Source organism: Micromonospora sp. NPDC047521 (genome assembly GCF_055587305.1).
On record NZ_JBVJGN010000018.1, the window covers coordinates 45,732 to 71,822 of the forward strand.

24 protein-coding genes and 1 pseudogene are annotated in these 26,091 nt (G+C 73.2%); 10 read left to right on the forward strand and 15 right to left on the reverse strand.

What is annotated here, in order from left to right; all coding sequences use genetic code 11:
• Nucleotides 1-10 precede the first annotated feature (10 nt).
• Entirely contained in the window at nucleotides 11-823 is an 813-nt protein-coding gene (locus ACZ6N8_RS28050; RefSeq protein WP_466013670.1) for a TrmH family RNA methyltransferase, read from the reverse strand.
• 77 nt (nucleotides 824-900) lie between these two features.
• Between ACZ6N8_RS28050 and ACZ6N8_RS28055 the strand changes: the two genes are divergently transcribed.
• Nucleotides 901-2,790: a thiamine pyrophosphate-requiring protein gene (locus tag ACZ6N8_RS28055; protein ID WP_466013672.1), complete on the forward strand. Its 1,890-nt coding sequence runs from the start codon at nucleotides 901-903 to the stop codon at nucleotides 2,788-2,790.
• Nucleotides 2,791-2,890: 100 nt separating this feature from the next.
• On the opposite strand, the gene ACZ6N8_RS28060 is transcribed toward ACZ6N8_RS28055, so the two are convergent.
• The 4 genes from ACZ6N8_RS28060 to ACZ6N8_RS28075 form a co-directional block, all read right to left on the reverse strand.
• Entirely contained in the window at nucleotides 2,891-5,086 is a 2,196-nt protein-coding gene (locus tag ACZ6N8_RS28060) for a transglycosylase domain-containing protein (RefSeq protein ID WP_466013674.1), read from the reverse strand.
• Nucleotides 5,087-5,283: 197 nt separating this feature from the next.
• Nucleotides 5,284-6,051, reverse strand: a complete 768-nt coding sequence (locus ACZ6N8_RS28065; protein WP_466013676.1) for a hypothetical protein — start codon at nucleotides 6,049-6,051, stop codon at nucleotides 5,284-5,286.
• Between the two features lie 151 nt (nucleotides 6,052-6,202).
• Nucleotides 6,203-7,309: an SPFH domain-containing protein gene (locus tag ACZ6N8_RS28070; RefSeq protein ID WP_466013678.1), complete on the reverse strand. Its 1,107-nt coding sequence runs from the start codon at nucleotides 7,307-7,309 to the stop codon at nucleotides 6,203-6,205.
• Between the two features lie 4 nt (nucleotides 7,310-7,313).
• Nucleotides 7,314-7,787 (reverse strand): NfeD family protein, encoded by a 474-nt coding sequence (locus tag ACZ6N8_RS28075; protein ID WP_466013680.1) that lies wholly within the window; start codon nucleotides 7,785-7,787, stop codon nucleotides 7,314-7,316.
• Nucleotides 7,788-7,895: 108 nt separating this feature from the next.
• Here ACZ6N8_RS28075 and ACZ6N8_RS28080 point away from each other — a divergent pair, with 108 nt between their 5' ends.
• Nucleotides 7,896-9,197: a serine hydrolase domain-containing protein gene (locus ACZ6N8_RS28080; protein WP_466013682.1), complete on the forward strand. Its 1,302-nt coding sequence runs from the start codon at nucleotides 7,896-7,898 to the stop codon at nucleotides 9,195-9,197.
• Between the two features lie 24 nt (nucleotides 9,198-9,221).
• Here the strand turns inward: ACZ6N8_RS28080 and ACZ6N8_RS28085 are convergent, their stop codons facing one another.
• Nucleotides 9,222-10,034: a DUF3097 domain-containing protein gene (locus ACZ6N8_RS28085; RefSeq protein WP_466013684.1), complete on the reverse strand. Its 813-nt coding sequence runs from the start codon at nucleotides 10,032-10,034 to the stop codon at nucleotides 9,222-9,224.
• A gap of 55 nt (nucleotides 10,035-10,089) precedes the next feature.
• A pseudogene (locus ACZ6N8_RS28090) lies at nucleotides 10,090-10,233 on the reverse strand (chlorophyllase); the annotation flags it as partial.
• A 237-nt stretch (nucleotides 10,234-10,470) separates the two neighbouring features.
• Here ACZ6N8_RS28090 and ACZ6N8_RS28095 point away from each other — a divergent pair.
• Nucleotides 10,471-11,265, forward strand: coding sequence for a hypothetical protein (locus ACZ6N8_RS28095; protein WP_279518916.1), 795 nt, complete (start codon nucleotides 10,471-10,473; stop codon nucleotides 11,263-11,265).
• 25 nt (nucleotides 11,266-11,290) lie between these two features.
• Here the strand turns inward: ACZ6N8_RS28095 and ACZ6N8_RS28100 are convergent, their stop codons facing one another.
• The 4 genes from ACZ6N8_RS28100 to fabG all read right to left on the reverse strand — a co-directional run bounded on the left by ACZ6N8_RS28100 (nucleotide 11,291) and on the right by fabG (nucleotide 14,714).
• On the reverse strand, nucleotides 11,291-12,070 hold the full coding sequence (locus ACZ6N8_RS28100) for an HAD-IIA family hydrolase (RefSeq protein WP_030337797.1): 780 nt from the start codon (nucleotides 12,068-12,070) through the stop codon (nucleotides 11,291-11,293).
• A complete protein-coding gene (locus ACZ6N8_RS28105; protein WP_466013687.1) occupies nucleotides 12,063-13,115 on the reverse strand; it encodes a ferrochelatase in 1,053 nt (350 codons plus the stop codon). Before ACZ6N8_RS28105 ends, ACZ6N8_RS28100 begins: the two co-directional genes overlap by 8 nt.
• Before the next feature lie 98 nt (nucleotides 13,116-13,213).
• Nucleotides 13,214-13,981: an enoyl-ACP reductase FabI gene (gene fabI / locus ACZ6N8_RS28110; protein ID WP_364362790.1), complete on the reverse strand. Its 768-nt coding sequence runs from the start codon at nucleotides 13,979-13,981 to the stop codon at nucleotides 13,214-13,216.
• Between the two features lie 28 nt (nucleotides 13,982-14,009).
• On the reverse strand, nucleotides 14,010-14,714 hold the full coding sequence (gene fabG / locus ACZ6N8_RS28115) for a 3-oxoacyl-ACP reductase FabG (RefSeq protein WP_466013689.1): 705 nt from the start codon (nucleotides 14,712-14,714) through the stop codon (nucleotides 14,010-14,012).
• Nucleotides 14,715-14,868: 154 nt separating this feature from the next.
• Here fabG and ACZ6N8_RS28120 point away from each other — a divergent pair, with 154 nt between their 5' ends.
• The 4 genes from ACZ6N8_RS28120 (at nucleotide 14,869) to ACZ6N8_RS28135 (ending at nucleotide 18,987) form a co-directional block, all read left to right on the forward strand.
• Nucleotides 14,869-16,101 carry a sensor histidine kinase gene (locus ACZ6N8_RS28120; protein WP_466013691.1) on the forward strand — a complete coding sequence of 411 codons (1,233 nt, stop codon included), beginning with the start codon at nucleotides 14,869-14,871 and terminating at the stop codon, nucleotides 16,099-16,101.
• A complete protein-coding gene (locus tag ACZ6N8_RS28125; RefSeq protein WP_466013693.1) occupies nucleotides 16,098-16,760 on the forward strand; it encodes a response regulator in 663 nt (220 codons plus the stop codon). The genes ACZ6N8_RS28120 and ACZ6N8_RS28125 overlap by 4 nt, the downstream gene beginning before the upstream one ends.
• A gap of 98 nt (nucleotides 16,761-16,858) precedes the next feature.
• A complete protein-coding gene (locus ACZ6N8_RS28130; RefSeq protein WP_466013695.1) occupies nucleotides 16,859-17,755 on the forward strand; it encodes an alpha/beta hydrolase in 897 nt (298 codons plus the stop codon).
• Nucleotides 17,752-18,987 carry an acyltransferase family protein gene (locus ACZ6N8_RS28135; protein ID WP_466013697.1) on the forward strand — a complete coding sequence of 412 codons (1,236 nt, stop codon included), beginning with the start codon at nucleotides 17,752-17,754 and terminating at the stop codon, nucleotides 18,985-18,987. The genes ACZ6N8_RS28130 and ACZ6N8_RS28135 overlap by 4 nt, the downstream gene beginning before the upstream one ends.
• A gap of 301 nt (nucleotides 18,988-19,288) precedes the next feature.
• Here ACZ6N8_RS28135 and ACZ6N8_RS28140 read toward each other — a convergent pair whose 3' ends face one another.
• Genes ACZ6N8_RS28140 through ACZ6N8_RS28150 form a run of 3 tightly spaced genes read right to left on the reverse strand, consistent with a single transcriptional unit; the run spans nucleotide 19,289 to nucleotide 22,322 of the window.
• On the reverse strand, nucleotides 19,289-20,239 hold the full coding sequence (locus ACZ6N8_RS28140; RefSeq protein WP_387122064.1) for a VWA domain-containing protein: 951 nt from the start codon (nucleotides 20,237-20,239) through the stop codon (nucleotides 19,289-19,291).
• Entirely contained in the window at nucleotides 20,236-21,237 is a 1,002-nt protein-coding gene (locus tag ACZ6N8_RS28145; protein ID WP_364366015.1) for a DUF58 domain-containing protein, read from the reverse strand. The genes ACZ6N8_RS28140 and ACZ6N8_RS28145 overlap by 4 nt, the downstream gene beginning before the upstream one ends.
• On the reverse strand, nucleotides 21,216-22,322 hold the full coding sequence (locus ACZ6N8_RS28150; protein WP_466013700.1) for an AAA family ATPase: 1,107 nt from the start codon (nucleotides 22,320-22,322) through the stop codon (nucleotides 21,216-21,218). The genes ACZ6N8_RS28145 and ACZ6N8_RS28150 overlap by 22 nt, the downstream gene beginning before the upstream one ends.
• 241 nt (nucleotides 22,323-22,563) lie before the next feature.
• Here ACZ6N8_RS28150 and ACZ6N8_RS28155 point away from each other — a divergent pair, with 241 nt between their 5' ends.
• From ACZ6N8_RS28155 to ACZ6N8_RS28165, 3 genes are all read left to right on the forward strand, one after another.
• A complete protein-coding gene (locus ACZ6N8_RS28155) occupies nucleotides 22,564-22,794 on the forward strand; it encodes a hypothetical protein (RefSeq protein ID WP_357989361.1) in 231 nt (76 codons plus the stop codon).
• Between the two features lie 155 nt (nucleotides 22,795-22,949).
• Nucleotides 22,950-23,546 (forward strand): PH domain-containing protein, encoded by a 597-nt coding sequence (locus ACZ6N8_RS28160; protein WP_466013743.1) that lies wholly within the window; start codon nucleotides 22,950-22,952, stop codon nucleotides 23,544-23,546.
• 34 nt (nucleotides 23,547-23,580) lie between these two features.
• Complete coding sequence (locus ACZ6N8_RS28165; RefSeq protein WP_466013702.1) at nucleotides 23,581-24,984, forward strand: PH domain-containing protein; 1,404 nt, start codon at nucleotides 23,581-23,583, stop codon at nucleotides 24,982-24,984.
• Between the two features lie 8 nt (nucleotides 24,985-24,992).
• Here ACZ6N8_RS28165 and ACZ6N8_RS28170 read toward each other — a convergent pair whose 3' ends face one another.
• Nucleotides 24,993-26,021 (reverse strand): phosphatase PAP2 family protein, encoded by a 1,029-nt coding sequence (locus ACZ6N8_RS28170; protein ID WP_466013704.1) that lies wholly within the window; start codon nucleotides 26,019-26,021, stop codon nucleotides 24,993-24,995.
• Between the last annotated feature and the right edge of the window lie 70 nt (nucleotides 26,022-26,091).

Sequence of the window (26,091 nt, forward strand, 5' to 3'; positions counted from 1 at the left end):
AGACGCATGGTCATGCAAGCTGATCGTCGCGACCCAGTTCCCAGAACGCCACGGCAGCGGCGGCGGCGACGTTCAACGAGTCCACTCCGCGCCGCATCGGGATGACCACCCGCACGTCGCTGGCGGACTGGGCCGCCGCCGTGAGGCCCGGCCCCTCGGCTCCGAGCAGCAGCGCCGCCCGCTCGCGCTGCGCCGGGGTCAACCGCTGGATCGGTACGGCGTCCGGTGCCGGCGTCATGGCGAGCACCGTGAAGCCCGCCTGCCGCACCTGGTCCAGACCCGCCGGCCAGGGGTCGAGCTTGGCGTACGGCATCGCGAATACCTCACCCATGCTGACCCGCACGCTGCGCCGGTACAGCGGATCGGCACAGGACGGCGACAGCAGCACCCCGTCGATGCCGAGCGCGGCGGCCCCCCGGAAGATCGCCCCCAGGTTGGTGTGGTTGTTGACGTCCTCCAGGATCAGGACCCGGCGCGCGGCGTCGAGCACCTCGGCCGCCGTCGGCAGCGGCCGGCGGTGGAACGACGCCAGCACCCCCCGGTGTACGTGGAAACCGGTGGCCTGCTGCAGCACGTCCTGCGTCGCCGCGTAGACCGGCGAGTCGCCGGTGTCCAGGTCGGCGATTTGGTCGACCCGCTTGGCGTCGACCAGGTACGACCGGGCCGGGTAGCCCGCGCGCAGCGCCCGGCGCAGCACCAGCTCCCCCTCGGCGATGAACAGGCCGTGCGGCGGCTCCCAGCGGGTGCGCAGTTCGACGTCGGTGAGCGCGCGGTAGTCGGCGATCCGGTCGTCGTCAGGGTCGGTGATCTGGTGGACGGGCACCCGACGATTCTGCCGGACGGCGAGCCCCGCCCTCCGACGCCCGCCCGCCGGGGTGGTTTGTCCGAAGAAGAAGGGGAATGACCGGCGGAGCATCGGACCGGACGGGAAGGATCAGCCAGGTGAGCGCAGACCAGACCACCCCGGGCGAAGCGGGCGCTCTGCCCCGGCACCCCACTGTCGCGGACCACATCGTGTCCCGGCTGGCCAGCTGGGGTGTGCACCGCTACTTCGGCTATCCCGGTGACGGCATCAACGGCATGACCTCCGCGCTGCAACGCACCAACGATCGGGCCCAGTTCATCCAGGTACGGCACGAGGAGACTGCTGGTTTCGCCGCCTCCGCCCACGTCAAGTACGGCGGCGGACCGCTGGGGTGCGCCCTCGTCACCAGCGGCCCGGGCGCCATCCACCTGCTCAACGGCCTGTACGACGCCAAGCTCGACCACCAACCGGTGGTCGCCCTGGTCGGGCACACCGCGACGACCGCCGAGGGCGGGGGCTACTACCAGGAGGTCGACCTGCTGGCCCTCTACAAGGACGTGGCGGCGGCGTTCCTGGCCCAGCTCGACCACCCCGCGCAGGTGCGCCACCTGGTCGACCGGGCGTGTCGTACGGCGCTGGCCCGGCGTACCGTCACCGCCCTGATCCTCCCCCTGGACCTCCAGGACGAGCCGGCCGTCCCGGACCTGCCGCACGCACACGGCTACTACCAGACCAGCAACGCGCCGAGCAGCACGCCGACCGTGCCGCCGGCGGCGGACCTGCGCCGGGCGGCCGAGGTGCTGCGCGGCGGGCAGCGGGTGGCCATGCTGGTCGGGCAGGGCGCACTGGGCGCGCGCGACGAGGTCCGCGAGATCGCCGACCGACTCGGGGCCGGCGTCGCCACGGCACTGCTCGGCTTCACCGCCGTCGACCACCGCGAGCCGTGGGTGACCGGCGCGATCGGGCTGCTCGGCACCCGACCGAGCTGGCAGTTGATGACCGGCTGCGACCGGCTGCTGATCGTGGGCAGCAACATGCCGTACTCGGAGTTCTACCCGCCGCCCGGGCAGGCCCGCGCCGTGCAGATCGACCTGGACGGCACCCAGCTCGGGCTGCGGTACCCGACCGAGGTGAACCTGACCGGCGACGCGGCCCCCACCCTGCGGGCGCTGCTGAACGAGCTGGGCCCCGGCCCCGGGCCGACCGCCTGGCGGGCGAAGGTCGCCGAGACCACCTCGGCGTGGCGCCGGACGCAGCGCGACCTGGCCGAGCAGAGCGCCGACCCGGTCAACCCGCAACTGCTCTTCCACACGCTCAACCAGCGGCTCCCCGACGACGTGATGCTCGCCGTCGACTGCGGCACCACCACCGCCTGGTACGCCAGGCACATCCAGGTCCGCCCGGGAATGCTGGCCAGCCTGTCCGGCACGCTGCTGTCCATGGGCGGCGCCATGCCGTACGCGTTGAGCGCCAAGTTCGCCCACCCGGACCGGCCGCTCGTCGCGCTGATCGGCGACGGCGCCATGCAGATGAACGGCGTCAACGAGCTGATCACGGTGGCGAAGTACTGGCGCAGCTGGGCCGACCCCCGGTTCGTGGTGCTGGTGCTCAACAACCGGGACCTGGCGTTCGTCAGCTGGGAGCAGCGCTCCTCGGAGGGGACGCCGATGTTCCCGGACAGCCAGCAACTGCCGGACATCGCCTATCACCAGTGGGCGGAGGTCCTCGGGCTGCGCGGTGAGCTTGTCGACTCCCCGGAGCAGGTGTCGAGCGCCTGGGACCTGGCGCTCACCGCCGACCGACCGGTGGTGATCAACGCGCTGGTCGACCCGGCCGAGCTGATGCTGCCGCCGCACTTCACCGCCGAGCAGGCCCGCAAGACCGCGGCGGCGGTGCTGCGCGGCGACACCGACTGGGCGGGCATCATCCGCCGCGGCCTACCGTCCACGATCGCCAGCTACCGCCCCCGCCGCCGGGAGAGCTGACCGGGGCCGGCCCCGGCGACCGGTCTGCCGCAACTCGGCTTCGGTGCGTTCGGCCGGCGCCTCCCCACCAGCGGTGGGGAGGCGCCGTCGTGTCGCGAGGTCAGCCGCGGCGGTCCAGCCAGCGCTGGAGGGCGCTGCGCGGGTCCTGGGTGGGCTGGCGGTCCGGCACCACGGGGGCGCGTTCGACAGGGCGGCGGGGCTCACCGGCCAGGTCACGGCTGGGCGCGGCGAACATCTTCTCCGGCTGACCCTTCACGGCTGTGGCGATGACCCGGGCGACCGCGTCGATCACCTTCGACTGCACCGCGGAACCCACCGAGTCGGCCGGGTCGTCCGGGTTGGCGGCGATGCCGGCCACCGCGACCTGCGGGGTGAAGCCGACGAACGTCTCGGTGGAGTTCTGCTCCGAGCTGCCCGTCTTGCCGGCCACCGGTCGACCGTCCAGGATGTCGTCGACACCTGTGGCGGTGCCACCGTTGCACTGCCCGTACGGCGACTGCTGCCCCACCGGGCACCTGGCGGCGTCGGTCGCGGCGCGGGCCACGTCGGCGTCCAGGACCCGCTTGCAGGACGGCTCCCCCACCGGCACCTTCTCGCCGTCGGCGGCGGTCACCGAGACCACAGGCAGCGGCGTGCAGTAGGTGCCCTCGGCGGCCACCGTGGCGTACGCGTTGGCCAGGTCCAGCGGGGTGGTGGCTGCCACGCCGAGGGTGAACGAACCCCAGTTCGCGGCGTTGTCCTTGGCGAACGCGGCGTCCGAGTCGGCGCGGAACGTGATGCCGAGCCGCTGGGCCATCTCGACCACCTTGTCCTGGCCCACCTGCTCGGCCAGCCAGACGAAGTAGGTGTTCACCGAGCGGCCGAAGCCGTCCCACATCATCCGGTACCCGTCCATCCAGTCCGGGTTGGCGTTGGCCGGGCACCAGCGGCCGTCACAACTGCCCGGTCCCTCGGCCGGGTACCGGGTCGGCAGCTTGGCGGGCGCGTCGAAGCCGGTGGAGAGCGTACGGCCCGACTCCAGCGCGGCGAGCATCGTGAACAGCTTGAACGTCGACCCCGCCTGGTACCCGTCGACGCTGGCCCCGCCGGAGATCAGCGGGTTGACGGTGTTCGGGTAGTTCGCCTGGCCGGCCGGGTTGTCCGCGAGGCTGTAGTGCCTGTTGACGGCCATCGCCAGCACCCGACCGGTGCCCGGCTGCACGGCGGCGATCGGCAGGGCGCGCTTGTTGCCGTACCCGTAGACCTTTGTGGCCTGCTGCTGGGCGGTGGCCTGGACCTTGGGGTCCAACGAGGTGACCACGGTGTAGCCGCCCGAGCGCAGGGCCTGCTCCCGCTCGGCCACGGTGGCCCCGAACGCCGGCTGGGTCAGCCACCAGCGCCGCAGGTAGTCGCAGAAGTAGCCCCAGTCGTCGTGGCCCTGGGACACGGCGGTGCAGCCGTTGGGCTGGGCGGTGGGGCGCAGGGTCAGCGGCTCCGCCTTGGCCTGCGTGGCCTGGGCGGCGGTGACCGCCCCGGTGGCGACCATCGAGTCCAGCACGTACGACCGGCGGGCGAGTGCCGCGTCCCTGTCGCCGTCGATGGGGCTGTACGCGTCAGGCGACTGCACCAGGCCGGCGAGCAGCGCCGACTCGGCGAGGGTCAACCGCGCCGGGGCCTTGCCGAAGTAGCGCTGGCTGGCCGCCGCGATGCCGTACGCGCCGGAGCCGAAGTAGGCGATGTTCAGGTACCTGTCGAGGATCTCGTCCTTGCCGAGGCTCTTCTCCAACGCGCCCGCGTACCGGATCTCCTGGATCTTGCGCCCGATTGTGGGGTCGGTCGCGGCGGCCCGCTCCTCGGCGGTGCGGGCGGGGTCGGTCTTGAGGACGTTGCGGACGTACTGCATGGTGAGCGTCGAGCCGCCCTGCTCGGTGCCGCCGCCCTTGACGTTCGCCACCAGCGCCCGGGCGAGGCCGCGCAGGTCAGCGCCGCCGTGGTCGTAGAAGCGCCGGTCCTCGGCCGCCACGATGGCCTGGCGCATGACCGGGGCGATGTCCTCCAGCGCGACGTCGGTGCGGTTCACGTCGTAGAACGTGGTGATCAGCGTCTTGCCGTCGTTGGCGTAGAGGTACGACCGCTGCGGGGTGGCCGGGGTGCGCAGCGAGTCGGGCAACGCGGCGTACGACCCGAGCGCCGAGCGCGCGGCGAACCCGAGCAGCAGGTTGCCCGGCAGTGCGGCGACTGCCAGGACCAACCCGGCCAGAAGGCCGGCGAGCAGCACGGTGAACAGCCGCGACAGCGGCGAGCGGGGGGCGGCCATGCAACCCAGGATTGCCACAAAAAACACCAACCGACCACCCCCGCGGCCCGACTGTCACCAACTTCACGGCTCCCCACCCACCCCCCAACCCCCACCCCAGCTCGGTGATCAAGAGGTTTGCGTCAGATGAGGGCCGGTTCCTGACGCAAACCTCTTGATCACCGACGAAAGGGCAGGGCCGGGGAGGAGGGACCGGGTTACGGGGCTGAGGTGCTCAGGCTGGCGGCGGCTGCGTCTCTTGCGGTTTCGCGGGGCATCAGGCGGCCGGAGCGGTAGCCGATGCCGATGCCGGCGACCAGCACGAAGATCGCGCCGAAGGTCTGGAGTGAGCCGATCAGCGCCCCTCCGAGGCCGAGCAGCGGCGCCGCGATGATCAGCATGACCCCGTCACCGAGGCTGAACGTGCCGGAACGGGCCACCGCCCACCCGGTCAGGAACCAGCCCGCGCTGTAGAAGGTCGCGCCGAGCAGCACCAGCGAACGCGCGGTGGTGCCGAAGACCGGCGTCTGCTCGGCGAGCCCGGCGAACGGCAGCATCAGTACCGTGCCGGCGATGCTCACCAGCAGCCCGGCGGCGGCCGCCCGGCGGCTGCGGGTCGCGGCCAGCAACCCGGTGAGCGCCAGCAGCGCGAGCAGGCCGAGCCAGACCGCGGCCACCCAGCCGATCAGGTACGCCGCGCGGCCGTCGGCCGGATAGGGGTCGTTGCCCACCCCGCCGTCGCTTGCCATCGCCACCGCGCCGTAGAGGATGGCGTACGCGGGCAGCAGCCACACCGCAGCCCGCGCGAACCGGCGTATCGACCAGGCCCAACTGGCGTTCGTGGCGGGGCCGGCCGGGGTCGGCTCACCGACGAACGGCAGGACGCCGAATCCGCCACCGCTGCGCCGGGAGCCCAGCGGGGCGACCGGGTCGTGCGCGCCGGGCACGGGGGCCGAGGACCACATCCGATTCGCCGGATCCTTCATGCGTCACCTCGCTCGTCCGCGAGCGGTGCGAGACGCGCCGGGGCGCCCCGATTGCCTGGTCACCACCCGTCCTAGGACCGATCGTGGCAGGCGTCGGAGCGCCCCATGAGCATTTCTCGTATTTAGCCGCCGTGGCGGCCGGGGGTACTGATCAGCCGCGCTCGCGCTGGTCGGCCGGGTCGTTGACCAGGCTGTCCGGCGAGACCGGCTCCGGCGCGGGCAGCCCCTGCGGCTTGTTGCCGCCGGTGGCCTGCGCCTCGGCGACGCGTACCTCGTCGTGGATCTGCTGGGCGGCGTCGGCCGCGGCCTGCGCCGCCTGCGCGGCCTCGCGCTCGACCTGGCTCGCGTGTTCGGCCGCCTCCGGCGCGGGCAGGTCCCCCACCATCTGGCTCAGCCCGCCGAGCGCGCCACCCATGCCCTCCAGGGCCTTGGTCAGCTCGGCCGGGACGATCCAGACCTTGTTGGCGCTGCCCTGGGCGATCTGCGGAAGAGCCTGCAGGTACTGGTAGGCGAGCACCTTCTGGCTCGGGTTCGCCTGGTGGATCGCGTCGAAGACCGTCCGGATCGCCTTCGCCTGACCCTCGGCCTGCAGGATCCGGGCCTGCCGGTCACCGTCGGCCCGCAGCACCGCGGACTGCTTGTCACCCTCGGCGGTGAGGATCACCGACTGCTTGTGACCCTCGGCGGTGAGGATCGCCGCGCGACGGTCACGCTCGGCGCGCATCTGCTTCTCCATGGAGTCACGGATGCTGGCCGGCGGCTCGATCGCCTTGATCTCGACCCGGGTGACCTTGATGCCCCAGCGGCCTGTGGTCTCGTCGAGCACACCGGAGAGGTGCCTGTTGATCTCGTCCCGGCTGGTCAGCGCGCGCTCCAGGTCCAGCGAGCCGATCACGTTACGCAGCGTGGTGACGGTCAGCTGCTCGATGGCCTGCAGGAAGCTGGAGATCTCGTAGGTCGCCCGGACCGAGTCGACCACCTTGAAGTAGAGGACGGTGTCGATCGAGACCACCAGGTTGTCCGAGGTGATCACCGGCTGCGGCGGGAAGCTGACCACCTGCTCGCGCATGTCGACCTTGGTGCGCACCGCGTCGATGAACGGCACCAGCAGGTTGAGGCCGGGGTTCAGCGTGCGCTTGTACTTGCCGAGCCGTTCCACCACATCCTGGCGCTGCTGCGGCACGATCCGCACCGCTTTGGCCAGCGTAATCACGGCGATCAACGCCACCGCGATGATCAGCACACCGATGACCGTCATCCGTTCACCCTCTCGCTTCCGGCAGCTCGCCGGCGGAAGAAACATCGTCCTGCCACACCAGGGCTGTCGCGCCCCTGACCTTTATCACCCGAACCCGTTGACCGGGCTCGAAAGTCTGCGTCGTGTCGTACGACCGGGCTGTCCACAGCTCACCGTCGATCTTGACCAGGCCGTGGTCGGCGTCCACCCGCTCCAGCACCTGCGCCGTGGAGCCCTCGATCGCCTCCACACCGAACGGCTGCTCGCCACTCTCCAACGCGGACCGGCCGTGCCGCCGGATGACCGGTCGGACGACAACCAGGCTCAGCGCCGACACCACCGCGAAGACGAGCGCCTGCACGGCCACCGGCGCGCCCAGGGCGGCAGCGCCCGCAGCGGCGAACGCACCGACCCCGAACATGATCAGAAAGAGGGTCGTCGTGAAGATCTCGGCGACCGCCAGCACCACACCCAAAACGATCCACACCACGGCGTCCACACCGCAAGGGTGACACGTTAATGCACGAGCAGCCCACCCGTGATGATCAGTAGGCTCGGCGCAGTGACAGCCGTCCACCGAATCCGCCGGCCGAACGAGGAGATCCCCGTGACCCTGCTGCAGGCGACCGCCCGACAGATCGACGACCAGGTCGCCCGGGCACAGATCGACGGTCGTACCCCGTCACTGGTGCTGGGCGTGTTCCGTGACGGCACGCTCGTCCACCTGGCCGCCGCCGGCGAACACCCCCGCCCGGGCAGCGACCTGCAGTACCGGGTCGGATCGATAAGCAAGACGATGACCGCGACGCTGATCATGCAACTGCGCGACGCCGGCCGCCTCAGCGTCGACGACCAGTTGGAGAAACACCTGCCGGGCACCGACGTCGGCTCGCTCACCCTGCGTCAGCTACTCGGGCACGCCAGCGGGATGCAACGCGAACCCGAGGGCGACTGGTGGGAACGGACGGCGGGCGTCGACCTGGCGACCCTGCTCGCGACAGTGACCGCCGACAAGATCGCCTATCCGCCGCACACCGCGTACCACTACTCCAACCTGGCGTACGGGCTGCTCGGCGGAGTGCTCGAACGGCTCACCGGGACACCCTGGAACGACCTGCTCGACGAGCGGATCCTCACCCCACTGGGGATGCGCCGCACCACGTACACGGCCACCGAGCCGTACGCCCGCGGCTACGTCGTCCATCCCTGGCACGGCACGCTGCGCGAGGAGCCCCGCACCGACACCGGCGCGATGGCCCCCGCCGGGCAGCTCTGGTCGACGATCGAGGACCTGGGCAGGTGGGCGGCCTTCCTCGCCGACCCCGACCCGTCGGTGCTGGCCCCCGCCACGCTCACCGAGATGTGCGCCCCCGTGGTGATCAGCGATCTCGACTCCTGGACCGGCGGGCACGGCCTGGGGCTGGAGCTCTACCGCGATGGGGAACGCGTGTACGTCGGGCACGGCGGCTCGATGCCCGGGTACGTGGCCGCCCTCACGGTGCACCGGCCGACCCGTACCGCCGTTGTCGGTTTCGCCAACTCGTACGGCTTCCCGATCACCGGGCTCGGCCGCCGGCTGCTGACCACGGTGCTGGACGCCGAGCCGGCGTTCGCGCAGCCGTGGCGGCCGGCCACCGCCACGCCTGCCGCCGGCCTGACCGAGCTGACCGGCCGCTGGTGGTGGATGGGCACGTCGCTGGACCTGAGCTGGGACGCCGGTGACCTCGTCGCCCACGTACGCGGTGAGCGGGTGAGCCGGTTCACCGCCGAGGGACCGGACCGCTGGCGGGGACGGTCCGGCCCGGAGAACGGCGAGATCCTGACGGTGCGGCGCGACGACGACGGACGGGCGGTGGCGATCGACATCGCCACGTTCGTCTTCACGCGCAGTCCCGACGAGGTCCCCTGACCCGCCACCTGACGGGTCGGGCCGTCAGGGCGCTTCGGTGACGAAGTCGATGAGGCGTTCCATGGCGTTGATCAGGGGGGTCTCCACGTCGGCGAAGCTGTTCACCCGGGACAGGATGTGCCGCCACATGTCGGCCGGCTCGGCCACCCCGAGGGCCGCGCAGACCCCCTCCTTCCACGGTCGCCCCGGCGGCACCACGGGCCACGCCGCGATACCGAGCGCAGCCGGCTTGACCGCCTGCCAGACGTCCACATAGGGATGGCCCGTCACCAGCACGTACGGCGAGGTGACCCGGGCCACGATGCGGCTCTCCTTGCTGCCGGGCACCAGGTGGTCGACGAGGACGCCCAGTCGCCGGGTCGGTGCGGGGCCGAAGTCGCGGACGTCGGCGTCGAGGGCGTCGATGCCGTCCAGCGGCTCCACGACGACGCCCTCGATCCGCAGGTCGTCGCCCCAGATCCGTTCGACGAGCGCGGCGTCGTGGATGCCCTCCACCCAGATCCGGCTGGCCTTGGCGACCTGGGCGCGGACGTTGTCCACGGCAACCGAACCGGACGCGGTACGTCGGCGGGCCGCCGGCACCGGGGCACGGGTGGGGCGGCGCAGGGTGACCGGGCTGCCGTCGAGCAGGAACGCCGCCGGCAGCAGCGGGAAGTTGCGCCGCTTGCCGTGCCGGTCCTCCAGGACCACGGCACCTGCCTCGAAGCCGACCACCGCACCGCAGAACCCGGAGTCGGCGTCCTCCACCACGAGGTCCGGTTCGGCGTCCACCTCGGGGGTGACCCTGCGCCGCCGCCAGTCCCCCGCCAACACGTCCTCGCCGTATCGCCCCGCCATGTCGATCACGCTAACTCCCGCGCCAGCACCCCGGTCCCCCGACACACCGCGTGCGTCACGAGGTGGATTCGAGGCGGCCCAGTGCGGTGTCGACAGGTGCCGGCCAGACGGAGTCCTTCAGGCCGAGGGCGTCGCCGAGGTGGGCCCAGGTGAGCCGCTGGATCAGCGCGACCCGCTCGGGGCTCTCGTCAGTCGTCTCCCTGGCTTCGTAGTCGGTCGTCGGGCGGCAGGTTCCGCTCATATGCGGAACTTCGTTCCGACAAAACGTACGGAACGTCGTTCCGTGTCTCCAAGGGATGCGACGGAGGTGACGGTGACCAGCACCGGGTCGGGCGAGATCGATCGTTCCCGGCACGGACCCGGGCAGTTCGGGGCACGCAGGGCGGCCGGAGCGGCAGTCGAGACAGGGCCGGTCGTGACCACGTACCCTTTCGGCATGTCCACCCCCGCAACGGGCGCGGCCACACTCGCGCCGCGCCGGTCGAGCCGGTTCGTTGCCTGGGTGCGCGCGTGGCGAGCCGGGTTGGTGCCGTACGACGAGGTCGCCGACGCCATCGCCGGCGACGAGGAACATCTCGTCGCGGACGCCCCGGGCACCTGGACCGACGTCCCGCTGGGCGCCGCGCTGCCCACCCTGGCCAAGCTCTCCCCCGACGAGATCCGCCTGGTGCTGCCCGCACCCGGCGACCCCCGGGGTCTGCCCGGCCCCGGCGACTTCGCCGGCGCGGCGCTGGTGGCGGGTGAGGCGGTGGTCGCCGGCGGGCTCGGGTTGATCCCGGAGGTCCGCTCGCACACCTCCGGCTCCGGAGACTGTTTCGAAACCGTCCTGTGGCGGGTGTACCCGCTGCCGGCCAACGCGCCCGCCGCGTCACTCTCGTTGCCTGGCGCCGCCGAGGCGGAGGCCGAGCTGGCCGCCGCGCTGGCCGAGACGACCGCCGCGCTGACCCGCCTCGACGTCGCCCAGTGGCGGCCCGAGCTGGCAGGCGCGCTGGCCGCGCTGCGCCGCCCCGACGGCACCACCGATCTGCCACCAGGCTTCGACCCGAGGGCCCGTCGGCTCTTCGCCCGGGCCGCGGTGCTCGACCGGGTGCTCGCGCTGGCCGGGCACTCCGCGCCCGGCGGCGCGATCAACAACTACGAGGCGCAGCAACGGGACGCGGCGCTGCGACCACTCACCGCCGCCTGCCGCCAGGCCCTGGTGGCCGCCTGCAACGCCCCCCTGCGCCCCTGACCAGCCGCCGGTCGAGGGCGGCCGGTCAGACCTCGTCGAGCAGGTCCGCTACCGAGTTGATGATCCGGGACGGGCGGTACGGGTAACGCTCGGCCTCGGTGCGGCTGCTGATCCCGGTGAGCACCAGGATGGTCTCCAACCCGGCCTCCAAACCACACAGGATGTCGGTGTCCATCCGGTCACCGATCATCGCGGTGCTCTCCGAGTGCGCGTTTATCGTGTTCAGCGCCGAGCGCATCATCATCGGGTTCGGCTTGCCGACGAAGTACGGCTCCACCCCGGTCGCCTTGGAGATCATGGCGGCGACCGAGCCGGCGGCGGGCAGCGCGCCCTCCACGGACGGGCCTGTCACGTCAGGGTTGGTGCAGATGAACCGGGCCCCGTCGTTGATCAGACGGACCGCCTTGGTGATCGCCTCGAAGCTGTAGGTGCGGGTCTCACCGAGGACCACGTAGTCCGGGGCGAAGTCGGTGAGGACGTACCCGACGGCGTGCAGCGCCGTGGTCAGCCCGGCCTCGCCGATCACGTACGCGGTGCCGCCCGGCCGCTGGTCGGCGAGGAACTGCCCGGTGGCCAGCGCGGACGACCAGATCGACTCCTCCGGCACGTCCAGCCCCATCCGGCTGAGCCGGGCCGTCAGGTCCCGAGGCGTGTAGATCGAGTTGTTGGTGAGCACCAGGAACGGCTTGCCGGAGGCGCGCAGCCGGTTGATGAACTCCGGCGCGCCGGGCACCGGCTGGCCCTCGTGCACCAGCACGCCGTCCATGTCGGTCAGCCAGCTCTGCACGGGCTTGCGGTCATGCATCGGTGCTCCCAGCAGGCGTCGGGCGACGGGTCGGCACGCAGCAGACGGTGGGGCAGGTGTCCCACATCGGCAGCTCGCCGAGGCGGCGTCGCAGCTGCGCGCCGTCCGGGTCGGTGCGCTCGGTGACCAGCTCACGGACCATTGTCACGAAGCGCGGGTCGGTGCCCGGTGTGGCGGCGCGGACGAAGTCCAGACCGAGCTGCTTGGCGGTCTCCAGCGCCTCGGTGTCCAGGTCCCACACCACCTCCAGGTGGTCGGAGACGAACCCGATCGGGCTGACCACCACGCTCGTGGTGCCGTCCTGCGCGAGGGTGGTCAGGTGGTCGTTGATGTCCGGTTCCAGCCACGGCACGTGCGGCGGCCCGGAGCGGCTCTGCCAGACGAGGTCGTACGGCAGGTCGGGGGCGGCGGCCTCGGCGACCAGCCTGGCGCTCTCGCGCAGCTGCGCCTCGTACCGGCCGCCGTGCGGCCCGGCGTTGGCGGCCATCGAGCTGGGGATGGAGTGGGCGGTGAAGACCAGCCGGGTGCTGTCCCGCTTCGCCGGGTCGAGCTGACCCAGGGCGGTCCGGACCGCGTCGACGTGCGGCTCGACGAAGCCCGGGTGGTCCCAGAACTGGCGCAGTTTCTCGATCACCGGCGCGTCCGGGCCTACGGCGGCCCGGGCGGCGGCGATGTCCTCCTGGTACTGCCGGCAGGACGAGTACCCGCCGTACGCGCTTGTGACGAACGCCAGCGCCCGGGTCACCCCGTCGTCCCGCATCTGCGTCACCGTGTCGGCGAGCATCGGGTCCCAGTTGCGGTTGCCCCAGTAGACGGGCAGGTCGAGACCGTGCGCGGCGAAGTCGGCGCGGACGGCGGCCAGCAGGTCACGGCACTGCTGGTTGATCGGGGACACCCCGCCGAAGTGCTGGTAGTGCTCGGCGACCTCGGTCAGCCGCTCGGGCGGCACACCTCGGCCACGGGTCACGTTCTGCAGGAACGGCATCACGTCCTCGGGCCGCTCCGGCCCACCGAAGGACACCAGCACCACCGCGTCGTACGACATGGGGTCATTCTTGCCGGTCGGCCGGGAGCGCCCGGCGACGCCCCCTGGTCTGGACCGCGTGGATCACACGGACGAGACCGGGGGCGTCGTCGGGAACGTCAGGCGCCGATGGCGTGGTAGCCGCCGTCGACGTGCACGATCTCGCCGGTGGTGGCGGGGAACCAGTCGGACAGCAGCGCCAGGCAGGCCTTCGCGGCGGGCTCCTGGTCGGTGAGGCTCCAGCCCAGCGGGGCCCGCTCGGTCCAGGCGTCCTCGAACTGGTCGAAGCCGGGGATCGACTTCGCGGCTATGGTGCGCAGCGGCCCGGCGGCGACCAGGTTGCTGCGGATGCCCTGCTTGCCCAGGTGCATCGCCAGGTAGCGGGACGCGGACTCCAGGCCGGCCTTGGCCACGCCCATCCAGTCGTAGACCGGCCAGGCCTTCGTCGCGTCGAAGGTCAGGCCGACCACCGCGCCGCCCGGCGACATCAGCGGCAGCGCCGCCATCGCGAGGGACTTGTACGAGAAGGTGGAGACGTGCAGGGCGGTCGCCACGTCCTCCCACGGCGCGTCGAGGAAGCCGCCACCCAGGCAGCTCTGCGGGGCGAAGCCGATCGAGTGCACGACGCCGTCGAGGCCGTCGACGTGCTCGCGGACCCGGTCGGCGAGGCCGGCGAGGTGCTCGGTGTTGGTGACGTCCACCTCGATGATCGGCGCCGGCTCGGGCAGCCGCTTGGCGATCCGCTCGACCAGGGAGAGCCGGCCGTAGCCGGTGAGCACGACCTGCGCGCCGTTCTCCTGGGCGAGCTTCGCCACCGAGAAGGCGATCGAGGCGTCGGTGATGACACCGGTGACGAGCAGTCGCTTACCGGCGAGCAGTCCGGACATGCGGGGTTTCCTCCGTAGTCAGAAAGGGTCAGTGGCCCATGCCGAGGCCGCCGTCGACCGGGATGACGGCACCGGAGACGTACCCGGCGCCGTCCGAGGCCAGCCAGGTGACCACCGCCGCGACCTCGTCCGGGCTGGCCATCCGGCCGGCCGGGATCGACTTGCGGATCTCCGCCTTGCGGTCGTCGGACAGGCCTGCGGTCATGTCGGTGTCGATGAAGCCGGGCGCCACCACGTTCGCGGTGATGTTGCGGCTGCCCAGCTCCCGGGTGATCGAACGGGCCACGCCGACCAGGCCGGCCTTGCTGGCGGCGTAGTTGACCTGGCCGGCTCCGCCGGACAGGCCGACCACCGAGGAGATGAAGATCATGCGACCCCACTTGGCCCGCAGCATCTTGCCCGAGGCCCGCTTGGCGACCCGGAACGCGCCTGTGAGGTTGGTGTCCACCACACCTGTGAACTGCTCCTCGGTCATCCGCAGCAGCAGCGTGTCGTCGGTCATGCCGGCGTTGGCGACAAGCACCTCGACCGGGCCCAGCTCGGCCTCCACAGCGGTGAACGCGGCGTCGATCGAGGTCGCGTCGGTGACGTCGGCCCGTACGCCGAACAGCCCTTCCGGCGGCTCGCCGCTGCGGTGGGTGACCGCCACCCGGTCGCCCTGCTTGGCGAAGGCCTGCGCGATGGCCAGGCCGATTCCCCGGTTGCCCCCGGTCACCAGCACGGTACGGGCCACTGTTCCCCCTTGCGAATGGTCAGCACGGACGCGTCGGAGCCTAGGCGTTACCGGCAGGTAAGCGCTAACGGGAGTCGTGTCACACCGGGGTACGACACCGGAATCAACCCCTGGTGGCACGCCCTGACCGGGGGCGGCCCGTAGCCTCCCGGTGATGAACCGGCAACCGTTCGTCGTGGCCCTGTGGGCCCTGCGGCAGACCCTGCTGGGCCCGGACGCCCCGCCCGGCCGGCCGCTGCTGGCCCGCTGGCCCGGGCTGGCCCGCCATGCCGGCCCGGGCGGCCTGCTCGCCGCCCTCGGTCTCTTCTGGATCACGGTGACGGTGGAGAGCGACTGGGGCCTGCCGACGCCGGTCGCGGTGCTGTTCGCGGCGATGACCGTGGCACCTCTGCTGGCGCTGCCCCGGCGTCCGCTGCTGGCCTGGCGGCTGACGGTGCTGGCCCTGCTGGTGTGCACGTTCAACGCGCCGGCCGACCAGCCGTGGCCGTGGACCCCGCCGCTGGCGCTCGGCTCGGTGGCGGTGCTCGCGGGGGTCGTCGCGCGTGTCGACCGGCCGGTGCTGGCCTGGGTGGTGGCGATCAGCACGGTGCCGGTGCTCACCCTCGTGCACCCCGACAACCGGCCGGCCGTGCTGGCGCTGCTCGGCGCGTCGGCGATCGTCGGCGACCTGATCCGGCGCAACCGGCTGTCCCGGCGGGCGCTCGCGGCGCAGACCGAGCTGAGCGAACGGGAGCAGGAGCGCCGGGCGGTGCTTGAGGAACGCACCCGGATCGCCCGGGAACTGCACGACGTGGTGGCCCACCACATGTCGCTGATCGCCGTGCAGGCGGAGACCGCCCCCTACCGGCTGACCGACGTGCCCGCGCCCGCGGCCGCGGAGTTCGCCGCCATCGCCGACTCGGCGCGCGACGCGTTGACCGACATGCGGCGGCTGCTGGGGGTGCTGCGCAGCGAGTCGACAGGCCCGCAGACCGCACCACAGCCCGACCTGGCCGACCTGGGGGCCATGGTGGACGCGGCCCACCGGGCCGGGCTGGCGGTGACCCTGGACGCCGGGCCGCTCGACGACGGGCGGGTGCCCGCGCCGGTCGGGCTGGCCGCGTACCGCATCGCCCAGGAGGGCCTGGCCAACGCGGCCCGGCACGCGCCGGGGGCCGCGGTGCGGGTCACCGTTGACGCCGGCCGGTCCACGCTGACGGTACGGGTGCGGAACGCGCCGACCGACGGGGTCGGGCCGGACGCCGAGGCGGGTACCGGGCACGGGCTGACCGGCATGCGGGAGCGGGCGGCCTCGCTGGGCGGTACGTTCACCGCCGGGCCGCTGCCCGACGGGGGTTACGCGGTGACGGCCGAACTGCCGTACGACGCGGAGGGCGGGGACGCGTGATCAAGGTGCTGATCGCCGATGACCAGGCGATGGTGCGGCAGGGCTTCGGCGCGCTTCTCGCCGCCCAACCGGACCTGCTGGTGGTGGGCGACGCCGCCGACGGCGCGCAGGCCGTCGCCGCCGTCCGCCGGCTCGACCCGGACGTGGTGCTGATGGACGTGCGGATGCCTGTCATGGACGGGCTGGAGGCCACCCGCAGGCTGCTCGGCGACCGGTCGGCGCAGCACCCCCGGGTGCTCATCCTCACCACCTTCGACCTGGACGACTACGTGTACGAGGCGCTGCGCGCCGGGGCCAGCGGCTTCCTGCTCAAGGACGCCCCGGCGGCCGACCTGGTGCACGCCGTGCGGGTGGTGGCGGCCGGGGACGCGTTGCTCGCCCCGACGGTCACCCGACGACTGATCGCCGAGTTCGCGGCCCGCCCGGACCGTCGCCGACCCCGCCCCACCGACCTGGCCGGGCTCACGCCCCGCGAGACCGAGGTGCTGCGGTTGATCGCCCGGGGTCGCAACAACGCCGAGATCGCCGGCGACCTGGTGGTGGCCGAGCAGACGGTGAAGACGCACGTCGGGCGGATCCTGGCCAAGCTGGGGCTGCGCGACCGGGCCCAGGCCGTGGTGCTGGCGTACGAGACGGGTCTGGTCGCCGCCGGCGAGTAGTCCCGTGGAGCCAGCGCGGGAACGGCTCCGCGGGACGACGACCGGGCACCACCCCTTCGCGCACTCTCCCTCCGGACGACATTCCGGAGGGAGAACTGATGCGACGACGAGGTGCCAGCCGGGTGGCGGTGGCCGCGCTGCTCGGCGTGAACCTGGTCCTGCCGACCCGACCCGAGCCGGTCGCCGCGGTCGGGTTCGTCGAGGCGTACCCGGTGACCGCGGCGGCGATGCGCGCAGCCGGCCCCCCGTACGCGGACTGGGCCGACGACGGACGCCGGTTCCTGCTGTTCGACGAGCGCGGCGACGGCCGTGCGGTCGAGGTGCTGGGTGACCTGGCCGGCGCGGATCGGATAGCGGTGCTGGTGCCAGGGGTCGGCACCACCCTGGCCGACTTCGACAGGGGGCTGGGTGGGGTGGCCCGGCGGGCGCCGGCGGTGCAGGCCGGGCAGCTCTACCGGGAGCTGCGGGCGGGCCACCCGGCGGCACGGGTGGCGGTGCTGGCCTGGCTGGGTTACGACCCGCCCGACGGGGTGCTGACGGCCGCCGGTGACGCCAGCGCCCGGCGTGGCGCGACCGGGCTGGCCGCGCTGCTGCGGGAGTTGGCCTCGCGCCGCCCGGGGGCGGCGATCACCCTGGTCGGGCACAGCTACGGCGCGCTTGTGGTGTCGTTGGCCGCCGCGGACGCCCCGACCCAGGTCACCGACGTCGTCAGCCTCGGCGGGATCGGCGCCGGGGTGCGGCGTGCCGACGAACTGCCCGGGGGACGGCGGTTCTGGGCGGCAGAGGCGGCCACCGACTGGATCCGTCGGGTGCCGCCGGTGCGGCTGCCCGGGCTCGGGTTCGGCCGGAGGCCGGGCGACCCCGCGTTCGGCGCCCGGCCGTTGTCGGTGGCCGGGGTCTCCGGGCATGACGGCTACCTGACGCCGGGCAGCGCCACGCTGCTCGCGGTCGCGGCTGTCGTGCTGGGCGCCGGCCCGGTCGGGGCCGTCCGGTGAGCCGCGACCGCGCGGTCGACGCGCTGCGGGCGTACGCCATCGGTGGGGTGATGGTCGGGCACTGGCTGGTGACGGCGCTGGTGGTGACCGACGGCGGCGGGTTGCGGCAGGCCAGCCCGCTGGCCGCGCTGCCCGGTCTGGCCCCGGTGACCTGGGTGTTGCAGACCCTCGGGTTGTTCTTCTTCACCGCCGGGTTCGGCTCGGCCCGGTCATTGGCCCGCCACGGCGGCCGGCGGTCGGGCTGGCTGGCCGGTCGGCTGCGGCGGCTGCTGCTGGGCGTGGTGGCGCTGCTGGGCGTGGGTGCCGCAGTGCTGCTCGCCGCGACGGTCGTCGGCACCCCGGACGACACGCTCGCCGTCGCGTTGCGGCTCGCGGTCAGCCCGTTGTGGTTCCTGGCGCCCCTGGTGTTCCTGGTCGCCATGACCGGCCCGCTGCGCACCGCGGTACGCCGGTGGGGGCTGGCGCGTTGCGTCGTACCGGCGGTGGTCGTGGTGGCGGGGATGGACCTGGCGGTCCGTGTGCTGCCCGAGGGCGTCGGGTTGCCGCCGTTGACGGTGCTGGTGGCGTGGGCGGTGCCGTACCTGCTCGGCCTGGCGCATGGTGACGGACGGCTGGCGGACCGGCGGGCGGCGGCCGGGTTGGCGATCGGCGGCGGCGCCGCGCTGGCCGGGTTGCTGGCGCTGGGATACCCGGTCAGCGCGGTCGGGGTGCCCGGCGCTGGGGTGTCCAACCTGAACCCGCCGTCGCTGCTGGCCGTGGCGCTGGCGGTCACCCAGGTCGGGTTGGGGTTGCTGGCCCGCCCCGCGCTGGAGCGGTTGCTGGCCCGCCCGGCACCGGCCCGGGTGGTACGCGAGGCGAACGGCCACGCGGTGCGGATCTACCTGTGGCACCAGCCCGTGCTCGTCGCGGTGACGGCCCTCACCGCCCGGGGCCCGGTGCCGCTGCCGGGTCTGCACGCCCCGCCGGACGGACCGGCGTGGCTGCTGGCGCGCTGCTGCTGGCTGCCGCTGCTCGCCCTCGTGCTTGTCGTGTTGGTGCGGGCCGGCACGGGCCACCGGGGGGCGGGGCACCCGGGCGGTGGACGGGTCGCCGACCGGTCGGCCGAGTGCGTCCGCCCGACACCTCGGGTGTACGATCATCGACGTTCCGGCCGGGCCGACTTGCAGGAGGTGATCGCTGTGCGAGATAGCGATCCTCCCAGTCGTGGCCGGGCCGATGGTCAGCCCCGCTGAGCCACGACTCAGTCTGGTGAGCTGACCCAGCTCCGCTCCCCCACCGCCCCGGCCCACGCCGGGGTGCGTGCGCCGCGCCGTCCGATCCTCCGGACGGTCGCCGGGAGCCGCCCGGTCACGACTTCGTGTGCGCGTCCCCACCCCCTGCGGTCCGCCCCTGCTCGCGGACCGTCCAGCCGCCACCCGGAGCCGTCCATGAGCCGCTACGTCGCCCCGCTGGGCTTCACCCTCGCCGCCGTCTGGGTGGCCGTCGTCTTCGTGCTGGCCGGCGGCGGTCACTGACCACCGCCGGCCTGGCGCCTCAGAGCATCCGGGACGACCAGAGCAGGCTGAGCGCGCCCGCGCACAGTGCCAGCAGCAGCGCCACCCCGGCGTACCACTGGGTCACCTCACGCGGCTCGGTCCGGAAGCCGATCGAGCTGCCCATGTCCTGGTAGACCTGCTTCAGCTCGCTCACCGAGGCCGCCTCGTAGAAGTAGCCCTCGGTGGTCTCGGCCAGCTCGGCCAGGGCCAGCCGGTCCACCGGCACCCGCTGGAGCTGCCCACCGATGTCGACCTGACCGGTGTCCGTGCCGAACGCGATTGTGGAGACCGGCACGTTCGCCGCCTGGGCGGCGGCCGCGGCCTCCTCCACCGACCGGCCGGACGTGCGGAACCCGTCCGAGAGCAGCACGATCCGGGCCGGCGGGATGCCGGCCGCGCCGTCGGCCGGCACCGACCGGATCGCCTCCAGGCAGGTGAAGACCGCCTCGCCGGTCGCGGTCGCCTCGGCCAGCACCAGACCGTCGATGGCGGCGGTCACCGCGTCCCGGTCCTTGCCCGGCGGCACCAGCACGTTCGCGGCCTTGGCGAACGACACGAGGCCCAGGTTGTAGCTCTCCGGCAGCTCGGCGACGAACTGCTTGGCCGCCTCCTGCGCCGCCTCCAGCCGGTTCGGCGCCACGTCGTCGGCCTGCATCGACAGCGACACGTCGATGGCGAGCATGACCGTCGCCCGCTCCAGCGGCTCCTTCGTGTCCACGGCGGGCCGGGCCAGCGCGGTGGCCAGCACCAGCAGGCAGAGCAGGAACGCGGTCGCCGGTACGTGCCGACGCCAGCCCAGCCCCTTGGGCGCCACCGTACGCAGCAGGTCCACGTTGGTGAACCGCATCGCGTACGCCCGGCGGTGCAGCTGCCGCCAGACGTAGAACGCGGCGAGGGCGAGCACCGGCAGCACGGCCAGCAGCCACCACGGTTGCAGAAAACGGATCATCGTGTCGTCCCCCGGGTACGCGCGTGCCGCTGCGCGGCGACGAAACGCACCATGTCCAGCAGCCAGTCTCGATCGGTACGCAGACGCAGGTGGGCCGCGCCGGCACCGCGCAGCGCGGCGGCGATCGCGGCCCGCTGGGCGGCGGCAGCCTCGGCGTAGCGCTGCCGCAGCCGCGGGTCGGCGGTCTGCACCTCGTGCAGCTCACCACTCTCCGGGTCGACCACCGGCAGCACCCCCACGTCGGGCAGCTCCAACTCGCGCGGGTCGACCACCTCGATCGCCAGCACGTCGTGTCGTACGCGCAGCTTGCGCATCGGCCGGGACCACTGCTCGGCCGGGGCGAGGAAGTCCGAGACCACCACGGCCACGCCGCGACGGCGGGGCGGGCGGTTGAGCATCTCGATCAGGGCGCCCAGGTCGCCCCGGCCGGGTTGGATGGCGGTGCCGGCGACAGCACGCAGCAGGCCCTGGGCCTCCTTGCGGCCGGAGCGCGCGGGCAGGCGCGTGAGCACTCCCGGCCCGGGCGGCGGTGGTCCGCCCCGCCAGCGTCGGGCCGGGGCCGACGCGCCGCCGCCGGTGCCGATCACCGCGCCGATGCGGTTGCCGCCCCGCACGGTCAGGTGGGTGATGGCGGCCGCGGCGGCCACCACCACCTCGCGCTTGAGCCACTGCCCGGTGCCGAAGTCGAGGCTTGCCGACAGGTCAAGTGCCAGCCAGGTCTCCAGTTCCCGGTCGGCGACCGTACGCCGCACGTGCGGCGTCGTGGTCCGTGCGGTGACCGGCCAGTCCATCCGCCGTACGTCGTCGCCGGGCCGGTACTCGCGCGACTCCCCCGCCTCGCTGCCCGGACCGGGGAGCAGGCCCGCGTAGTCGCCCTGCAGGAGGCCGTCGAGCTTGCGGGTGACGAGCAACTGGAGCCGGGACAGCACCGCCTCACTGCGGTCGGCGAGAGGGGCGGGGCGAGGGGTGGGTGAGGTCACGGGCGCTGCCCGGGCCAGCCGGCGCCCGGCGGCGGAGCCGTCGACGGGGTGGCCTGCTGGCGGGGAGCGACCGCCGGCAGCGGGATGGTGGACATCACCCGGTGCACGATGTGGTCGGCCGGCACGTCGTCGGCGAGCGCGTCGTAGCTGAGCACCAACCGGTGCCGCAGGATGTCCGGGGCGATGTCCTGCACGTCCTGCGGCAGGGCGTAGTCGCGGCCACGCAGCAGCGCCAACGCGCGGGTGGCCCGGACCAGCCCGAGCGAGGCGCGGGGGCTGGCCCCGTACTGGATCAGCTGGGCGACGTCCGGCATGCCGTGTTCGGCGGGGGCACGGGTGGCCAGCACCAAGCGTACCGCGTAGTCGACAAGCGCGTTGTGCACGAACACCTGGTCGGCCTTGCGTTGCAGCGCGATCAGTTCGGGGGTGTCGAACACCGCCGTCGGCTCGGGCGCGGCCACGCCCATCCGATAGACGATCTCGCGCTCCTCGGCGTCCGTCGGGTAGCCCACCACGATCTTCATGAGGAACCGGTCCCGCTGCGCCTCCGGCAGCGGGTAGACGCCCTCCTGCTCGATCGGGTTCTGGGTGGCCATCACCAGGAACGGGTCGGGCACCCGGTGACTCTCCCCACCGATGGACACCTGCCGCTCGCTCATCACCTCGAGCAGCGCCGACTGCACCTTGGCCGGCGCCCGGTTGATCTCGTCGGCGAGCAGGAAGTTGACGAAGACCGGGCCCAGCTCCACGTCGAACTTCTCGCTCGACTGCCGGTAGATCCGGGTGCCCATGATGTCGGCGGGCACCAGGTCCGGGGTGAACTGCACCCGGGCGAACGACCCGCCGACGACCTTGGCGAGGGTCTCCACGGCCAGGGTCTTGGCCACCCCGGGCACCCCTTCGAGCAGGCAGTGACCGCGGGCGAGCAGCGCGACGAACATCCGCTCCACCATCCGGTCCTGCCCGACGATCACCCGTTTGATCTCGAACAGCGCCTTCTCCAGCAGGCTGGCGTCCTGCGCGGGAGTCGTCACCGGAGTGGGTTTCTCCGGGGCCGACGCCCCGTTCGGCGTCGGAGCGTCGGGCGTGGTCGGCTGGGCCACCGGTCCTCCACAGCGTTCGTTGGTCGTCGCGGCTGGTGCGGTATCAAGACTCGCACGCCTTCCTGAGTGTCGAGGTGGGGAGAAGCCGATTTTCGCCGCGCCGTCCTCGACGGCCGAATCGCCCGTGACGGGTGGACACGGACCCGCCTGCCGCGTGTACGATTCACCCCGTCGCCGGGCGGCTCCCCCCGTGGCCGCCCGGCGCTCAAGCTCTCCGTCGCGTCGCCCTAGACTGGCCGCGATGAGCATCCCCTCTCCGGCCGATGAGCCCCTGGTCTGCTCGGCACGAGGGTGCCGCGCCGCCGCCGTCTGGGCCCTGGAGTGGAACAATCCGCGCCTGCACGACGCCGACCGCCGCAAGACGTGGCTCGCCTGCGCCGACCATCGCGGCACTCTCGGCGACTTCCTGGACGCCCGGGGCTTCCTGCGTGCCGTCACCGCGGTGCCCGGATCGCCTACCCTCGACATGTGAGCGGCGACCCACCGGCTTCCCCCGGCCCCACCTTTCCGTCCCGGCCGCCCGCTCCGGGCGCCCCACCCGCCGTCGAGCCGCCGCCCGGCGCCTTCCCGGCGCCCGGCACGCTCGGCCCGGACCCCACCGCGCCCGACGTCTCGTCGCCCGCCCCCTTGCCACCGGGCGCGCTTCCGCCGCCCGGGCACCGGCCGGCTCCCACCACCGATCAGCGCGCGCCCGACCTGCCGGCGCCCGGCCTCCTGCCGTCCGGGCCGGTGGGGCGCGGGCCGCTGGAGCCCTGGCCGGACACGGTCCAGTGGCAGTCGATCTCCACGGACCTGATCTGGGTGGAGCTGATCCGACTGGCGATCGTGGTGGCCATCGGGCTGGCGGTCACGGCGGTCGGCTGGGCGTTGAGCGGCCACTGGCTGTTCGGGCTCGCCCTCGCCGTCGTCGCGGTGCTCGGCCTGTGGCGTGCCGTGGCGATCGTCCGCGCCGTCCGGGCCTGGGGGTACGCCGAACGGGAGGACGACCTGCTCGTCCGGCACGGGCTGCTGGTCCGGCGGCTCTCCATCGTCCCGTACTCGCGGATGCAGTTCGTCGACGTCAGCGCCGGGCCGTTGGAGCGCGCCTTCGACCTGGCCACCGTGCAGTTGCACACGGCGGCCGCGGCGAGCGACGCGCGGGTGCCCGGGCTACGCCCGGCGGAGGCGTCCCGGCTGCGCGACCGGCTCACCGCCCTCGGCGAGGACCGGGCGGAGGGGCTGTGACGCCCCGAGCCGGCAAGCGTCGGAGGCCGCCCCGATGAGCGACCACCCGGCCGAGCCGCCCGTCGGCGCTCCGCCGCAGCACACCGTCCCCCACACCTGGCCGACGCCGCCACCGGGTGTCGACGCCGAGCCACGGCAGCGCCTGCACCCCCTGAGCCCGGTGCTGCACGGCGCCAAGTCGCTGGTCGTGGTGATCGCCGGGCTGTCCTGGTCGACGCTGTCCCGGGTCGGCTTCGGGTGGTTCGCCGCCATGGTGGCGGTGCTGGCGCTCGGCGCGACAGTGCTGTCGGTGATCAGCTGGTACAACACGGGCTACCACGTGGTGGGCCGCGAACTGCGGGTGCACGAGGGGCTGCTCTGGCGGCGTACGCGGGCGATCCCGTTGGAGCGTCTGCAGGCCGTGGAGGTGGTCCGGCCGCTGCTCGCCCAGCTCACCGGCCTGGCCGAGCTGCGGCTGGAGGTGGTCGGTGGGGGCAAGACGGAGGCGCCGCTGGCGTACCTCGGGGTGGCCGACGCGGCCCGGCTGCGCGAGCGGCTGCTGGCGTTGGCCGGCCGGGTGGCCCAGCCGTCCCCGCCGGACGCCGCTCCCTCGACCACGGACGGACCGGCCCCGGCCGTCGTGCCGGGTCGGCCCCTGCACGCGGTACGCAACCGGGACCTGCTGGTCAGTCAACTGCTCACGCCGCAGGCGTTCCTGCTCCCGTTCGGCGTGGCCTTCGTCGTCGTGCAGTTCCTCACCGCCGGTTCGTGGTCGTTCGTCGCGGTGGCCAGCACGGTGACCGCGATGGCGGGTGTGCTGCTGCAACCGATCCGCCGGGTCCTCGACGACTGGAACTTCCGGCTGGGTCGCGACGGCGCCACGCTGCGCGTCCACAACGGCCTGCTGGAGACCCGGGCGCAGACCGTGCCGCTGGAGCGGGTGCAGACCGTGCGGGCCACCTGGCCGCTGCTCTGGCGGGTGAACGGCTGGCTGCGGCTGCGGCTGGAGGTGGCCGGGTACTCGCTCGCGGAGGCCGACGACCGCAACCGGCCGGACCGGCTGCTGCCGGTGGGTGACCTGCCGACGGCGGCCACGATCGTCGCCGAGGTGCTGCCTGGCGTACGCCTCGAGGGGCTCGCGCTGACCCCACCGCCGCCCCGCACCCGCTGGGTGCACCCACTGGGCCGGGGAGCGCTCGGCGCGGGTCTGTTCGACCGGGTGTTCGCGACCCGCTCGGGGCTGCTCACCCGGCAGTTGGTGATCGTGCCTTACGCCCGGATCCAGAGCGTGCGGGTGGTGCAGGGGCCGGTGCAGCGCCGGTTGAGGCTGGCCACCGTCCACGCGGACACCGCCGGCGGGGCGGGTGCCGCCGCCGAGGACCGGGACGTGGCCGAGGCGTGGGCCCTGGCGGCCGAGCTGACCGCCCGCGCGCACGCCGCCCGCCTGCGCCTCCCCTGATCAGGAGGTTATCGCCGCGACACGCCTTCCCCGCTGGCGACAACTTCATGATCGACGGGATCCGGGGGTGGGGGTTGGGGTGAGCGGCGGGTCTGGCGGGCCCTCCAGGCCCGCTCGGCCAGGCCGACCACCAGGAAGGTCATCCCCACGTACGCCCAACCGACCAGCACGTCGATCACGTAGTGTTCGCCCGAGTAGACCAGGGTGAAGGTCATCGCCAGCGGGTACGCGAGCAGCAGCGGCCACCAGCGGCGACGGGTGGTGGTCAGGAAGAACAGCACCACGAACAGCGCCCACGCGGTGTGCAGCGACGGCATCGCGGCGACCGGGTTCGAGGCGATCTGACCGGCGTTGAGGACGTTGCCGGCACCGTGCATGCCGAACGCCTTCCAGCCCCGCGTGGAGATCCGTGCGACCTCGGTGAGCAGGCCGTTCTGCGCCGCCCACCACGGCGGGGCGGCCGGGTAGAGGAAGTAGGTCACCAGGCCGGCGGCGCAGAGGAAACCCCAGCGCCGCATGTACGCGGCCCAGCGGTGCCGGTCCCGCAGCCAGAGCACGGCGGCGGCGGCCAGCGCCACCACGAAGTGCGAGAAGTACACCCAGCTCGCGGCGACGTCCCACCAGTGCACCTGCGGGCGGTAGAGGTGCTCCTGCAACCAGACGGTGGGCACCTCCCCGCCGGTGGCCCAGCCGAACATGAACCGGTCGGCGACGATCAGCTCCATCGCGTGCGGGGTGGCGCCGTTGTCGGCGAACCCGCGCGAGAGGTTGTAGACGACGAACAGCAGCACCACGGGCACCCAGTCCCGGGCGAAGCGCAGGTGGCTGCGCCACGGCCGGTCGCTGTTCCAGGCGATCGTCGCCGCCCAGATCCAGACGAAGGCGTACGCGGGGTCGGTGGGCAGCCCGATCGCCAGCCACGCGGCGACGAAGGCGACCGCCCAGATCGTCATGGCGATGACGCGCCGACGGCCCCCGTCGGGCGACGCGGGCGGGTCGGTCCGGGCGGGGGGCTGGGGGTCAGTCACGACGGCCATCGCGGTCAAGGTTAACGACGGATACGGCATCGACCGACGGGGACCACCCGTCGGTCGTTCCGGGCGGGTG

What these genes read in the sequence shown, in the direction of transcription:
- ACZ6N8_RS28100 (WP_030337797.1), bottom strand. Translation starts at nt 12,070, where the DNA reads ATGCATGACCGCAAGCCCGTGCAGAGCTGGCTGACCGACATGGACGGC.
- ACZ6N8_RS28165 (WP_466013702.1), top strand. Translation starts at nt 23,581, where the DNA reads ATGAGCGACCACCCGGCCGAGCCGCCCGTCGGCGCTCCGCCGCAGCAC.
- ACZ6N8_RS28085 (WP_466013684.1), bottom strand. Translation starts at nt 10,034, where the DNA reads ATGGCGGGGCGATACGGCGAGGACGTGTTGGCGGGGGACTGGCGGCGG.
- ACZ6N8_RS28140 (WP_387122064.1), bottom strand. Translation starts at nt 20,239, where the DNA reads ATGATCCGTTTTCTGCAACCGTGGTGGCTGCTGGCCGTGCTGCCGGTG.
- ACZ6N8_RS28055 (WP_466013672.1), top strand. Translation starts at nt 901, where the DNA reads ATGACCGGCGGAGCATCGGACCGGACGGGAAGGATCAGCCAGGTGAGC.
- ACZ6N8_RS28130 (WP_466013695.1), top strand. Translation starts at nt 16,859, where the DNA reads ATGCGACGACGAGGTGCCAGCCGGGTGGCGGTGGCCGCGCTGCTCGGC.
- ACZ6N8_RS28120 (WP_466013691.1), top strand. Translation starts at nt 14,869, where the DNA reads ATGAACCGGCAACCGTTCGTCGTGGCCCTGTGGGCCCTGCGGCAGACC.
- ACZ6N8_RS28065 (WP_466013676.1), bottom strand. Translation starts at nt 6,051, where the DNA reads ATGAAGGATCCGGCGAATCGGATGTGGTCCTCGGCCCCCGTGCCCGGC.
- ACZ6N8_RS28155 (WP_357989361.1), top strand. Translation starts at nt 22,564, where the DNA reads ATGAGCATCCCCTCTCCGGCCGATGAGCCCCTGGTCTGCTCGGCACGA.
- ACZ6N8_RS28095 (WP_279518916.1), top strand. Translation starts at nt 10,471, where the DNA reads ATGTCCACCCCCGCAACGGGCGCGGCCACACTCGCGCCGCGCCGGTCG.
- ACZ6N8_RS28060 (WP_466013674.1), bottom strand. Translation starts at nt 5,086, where the DNA reads ATGGCCGCCCCCCGCTCGCCGCTGTCGCGGCTGTTCACCGTGCTGCTC.
- ACZ6N8_RS28170 (WP_466013704.1), bottom strand. Translation starts at nt 26,021, where the DNA reads ATGGCCGTCGTGACTGACCCCCAGCCCCCCGCCCGGACCGACCCGCCC.
- ACZ6N8_RS28070 (WP_466013678.1), bottom strand. Translation starts at nt 7,309, where the DNA reads ATGACGGTCATCGGTGTGCTGATCATCGCGGTGGCGTTGATCGCCGTG.
- ACZ6N8_RS28105 (WP_466013687.1), bottom strand. Translation starts at nt 13,115, where the DNA reads ATGTCGTACGACGCGGTGGTGCTGGTGTCCTTCGGTGGGCCGGAGCGG.
- fabI (WP_364362790.1), bottom strand. Translation starts at nt 13,981, where the DNA reads ATGTCCGGACTGCTCGCCGGTAAGCGACTGCTCGTCACCGGTGTCATC.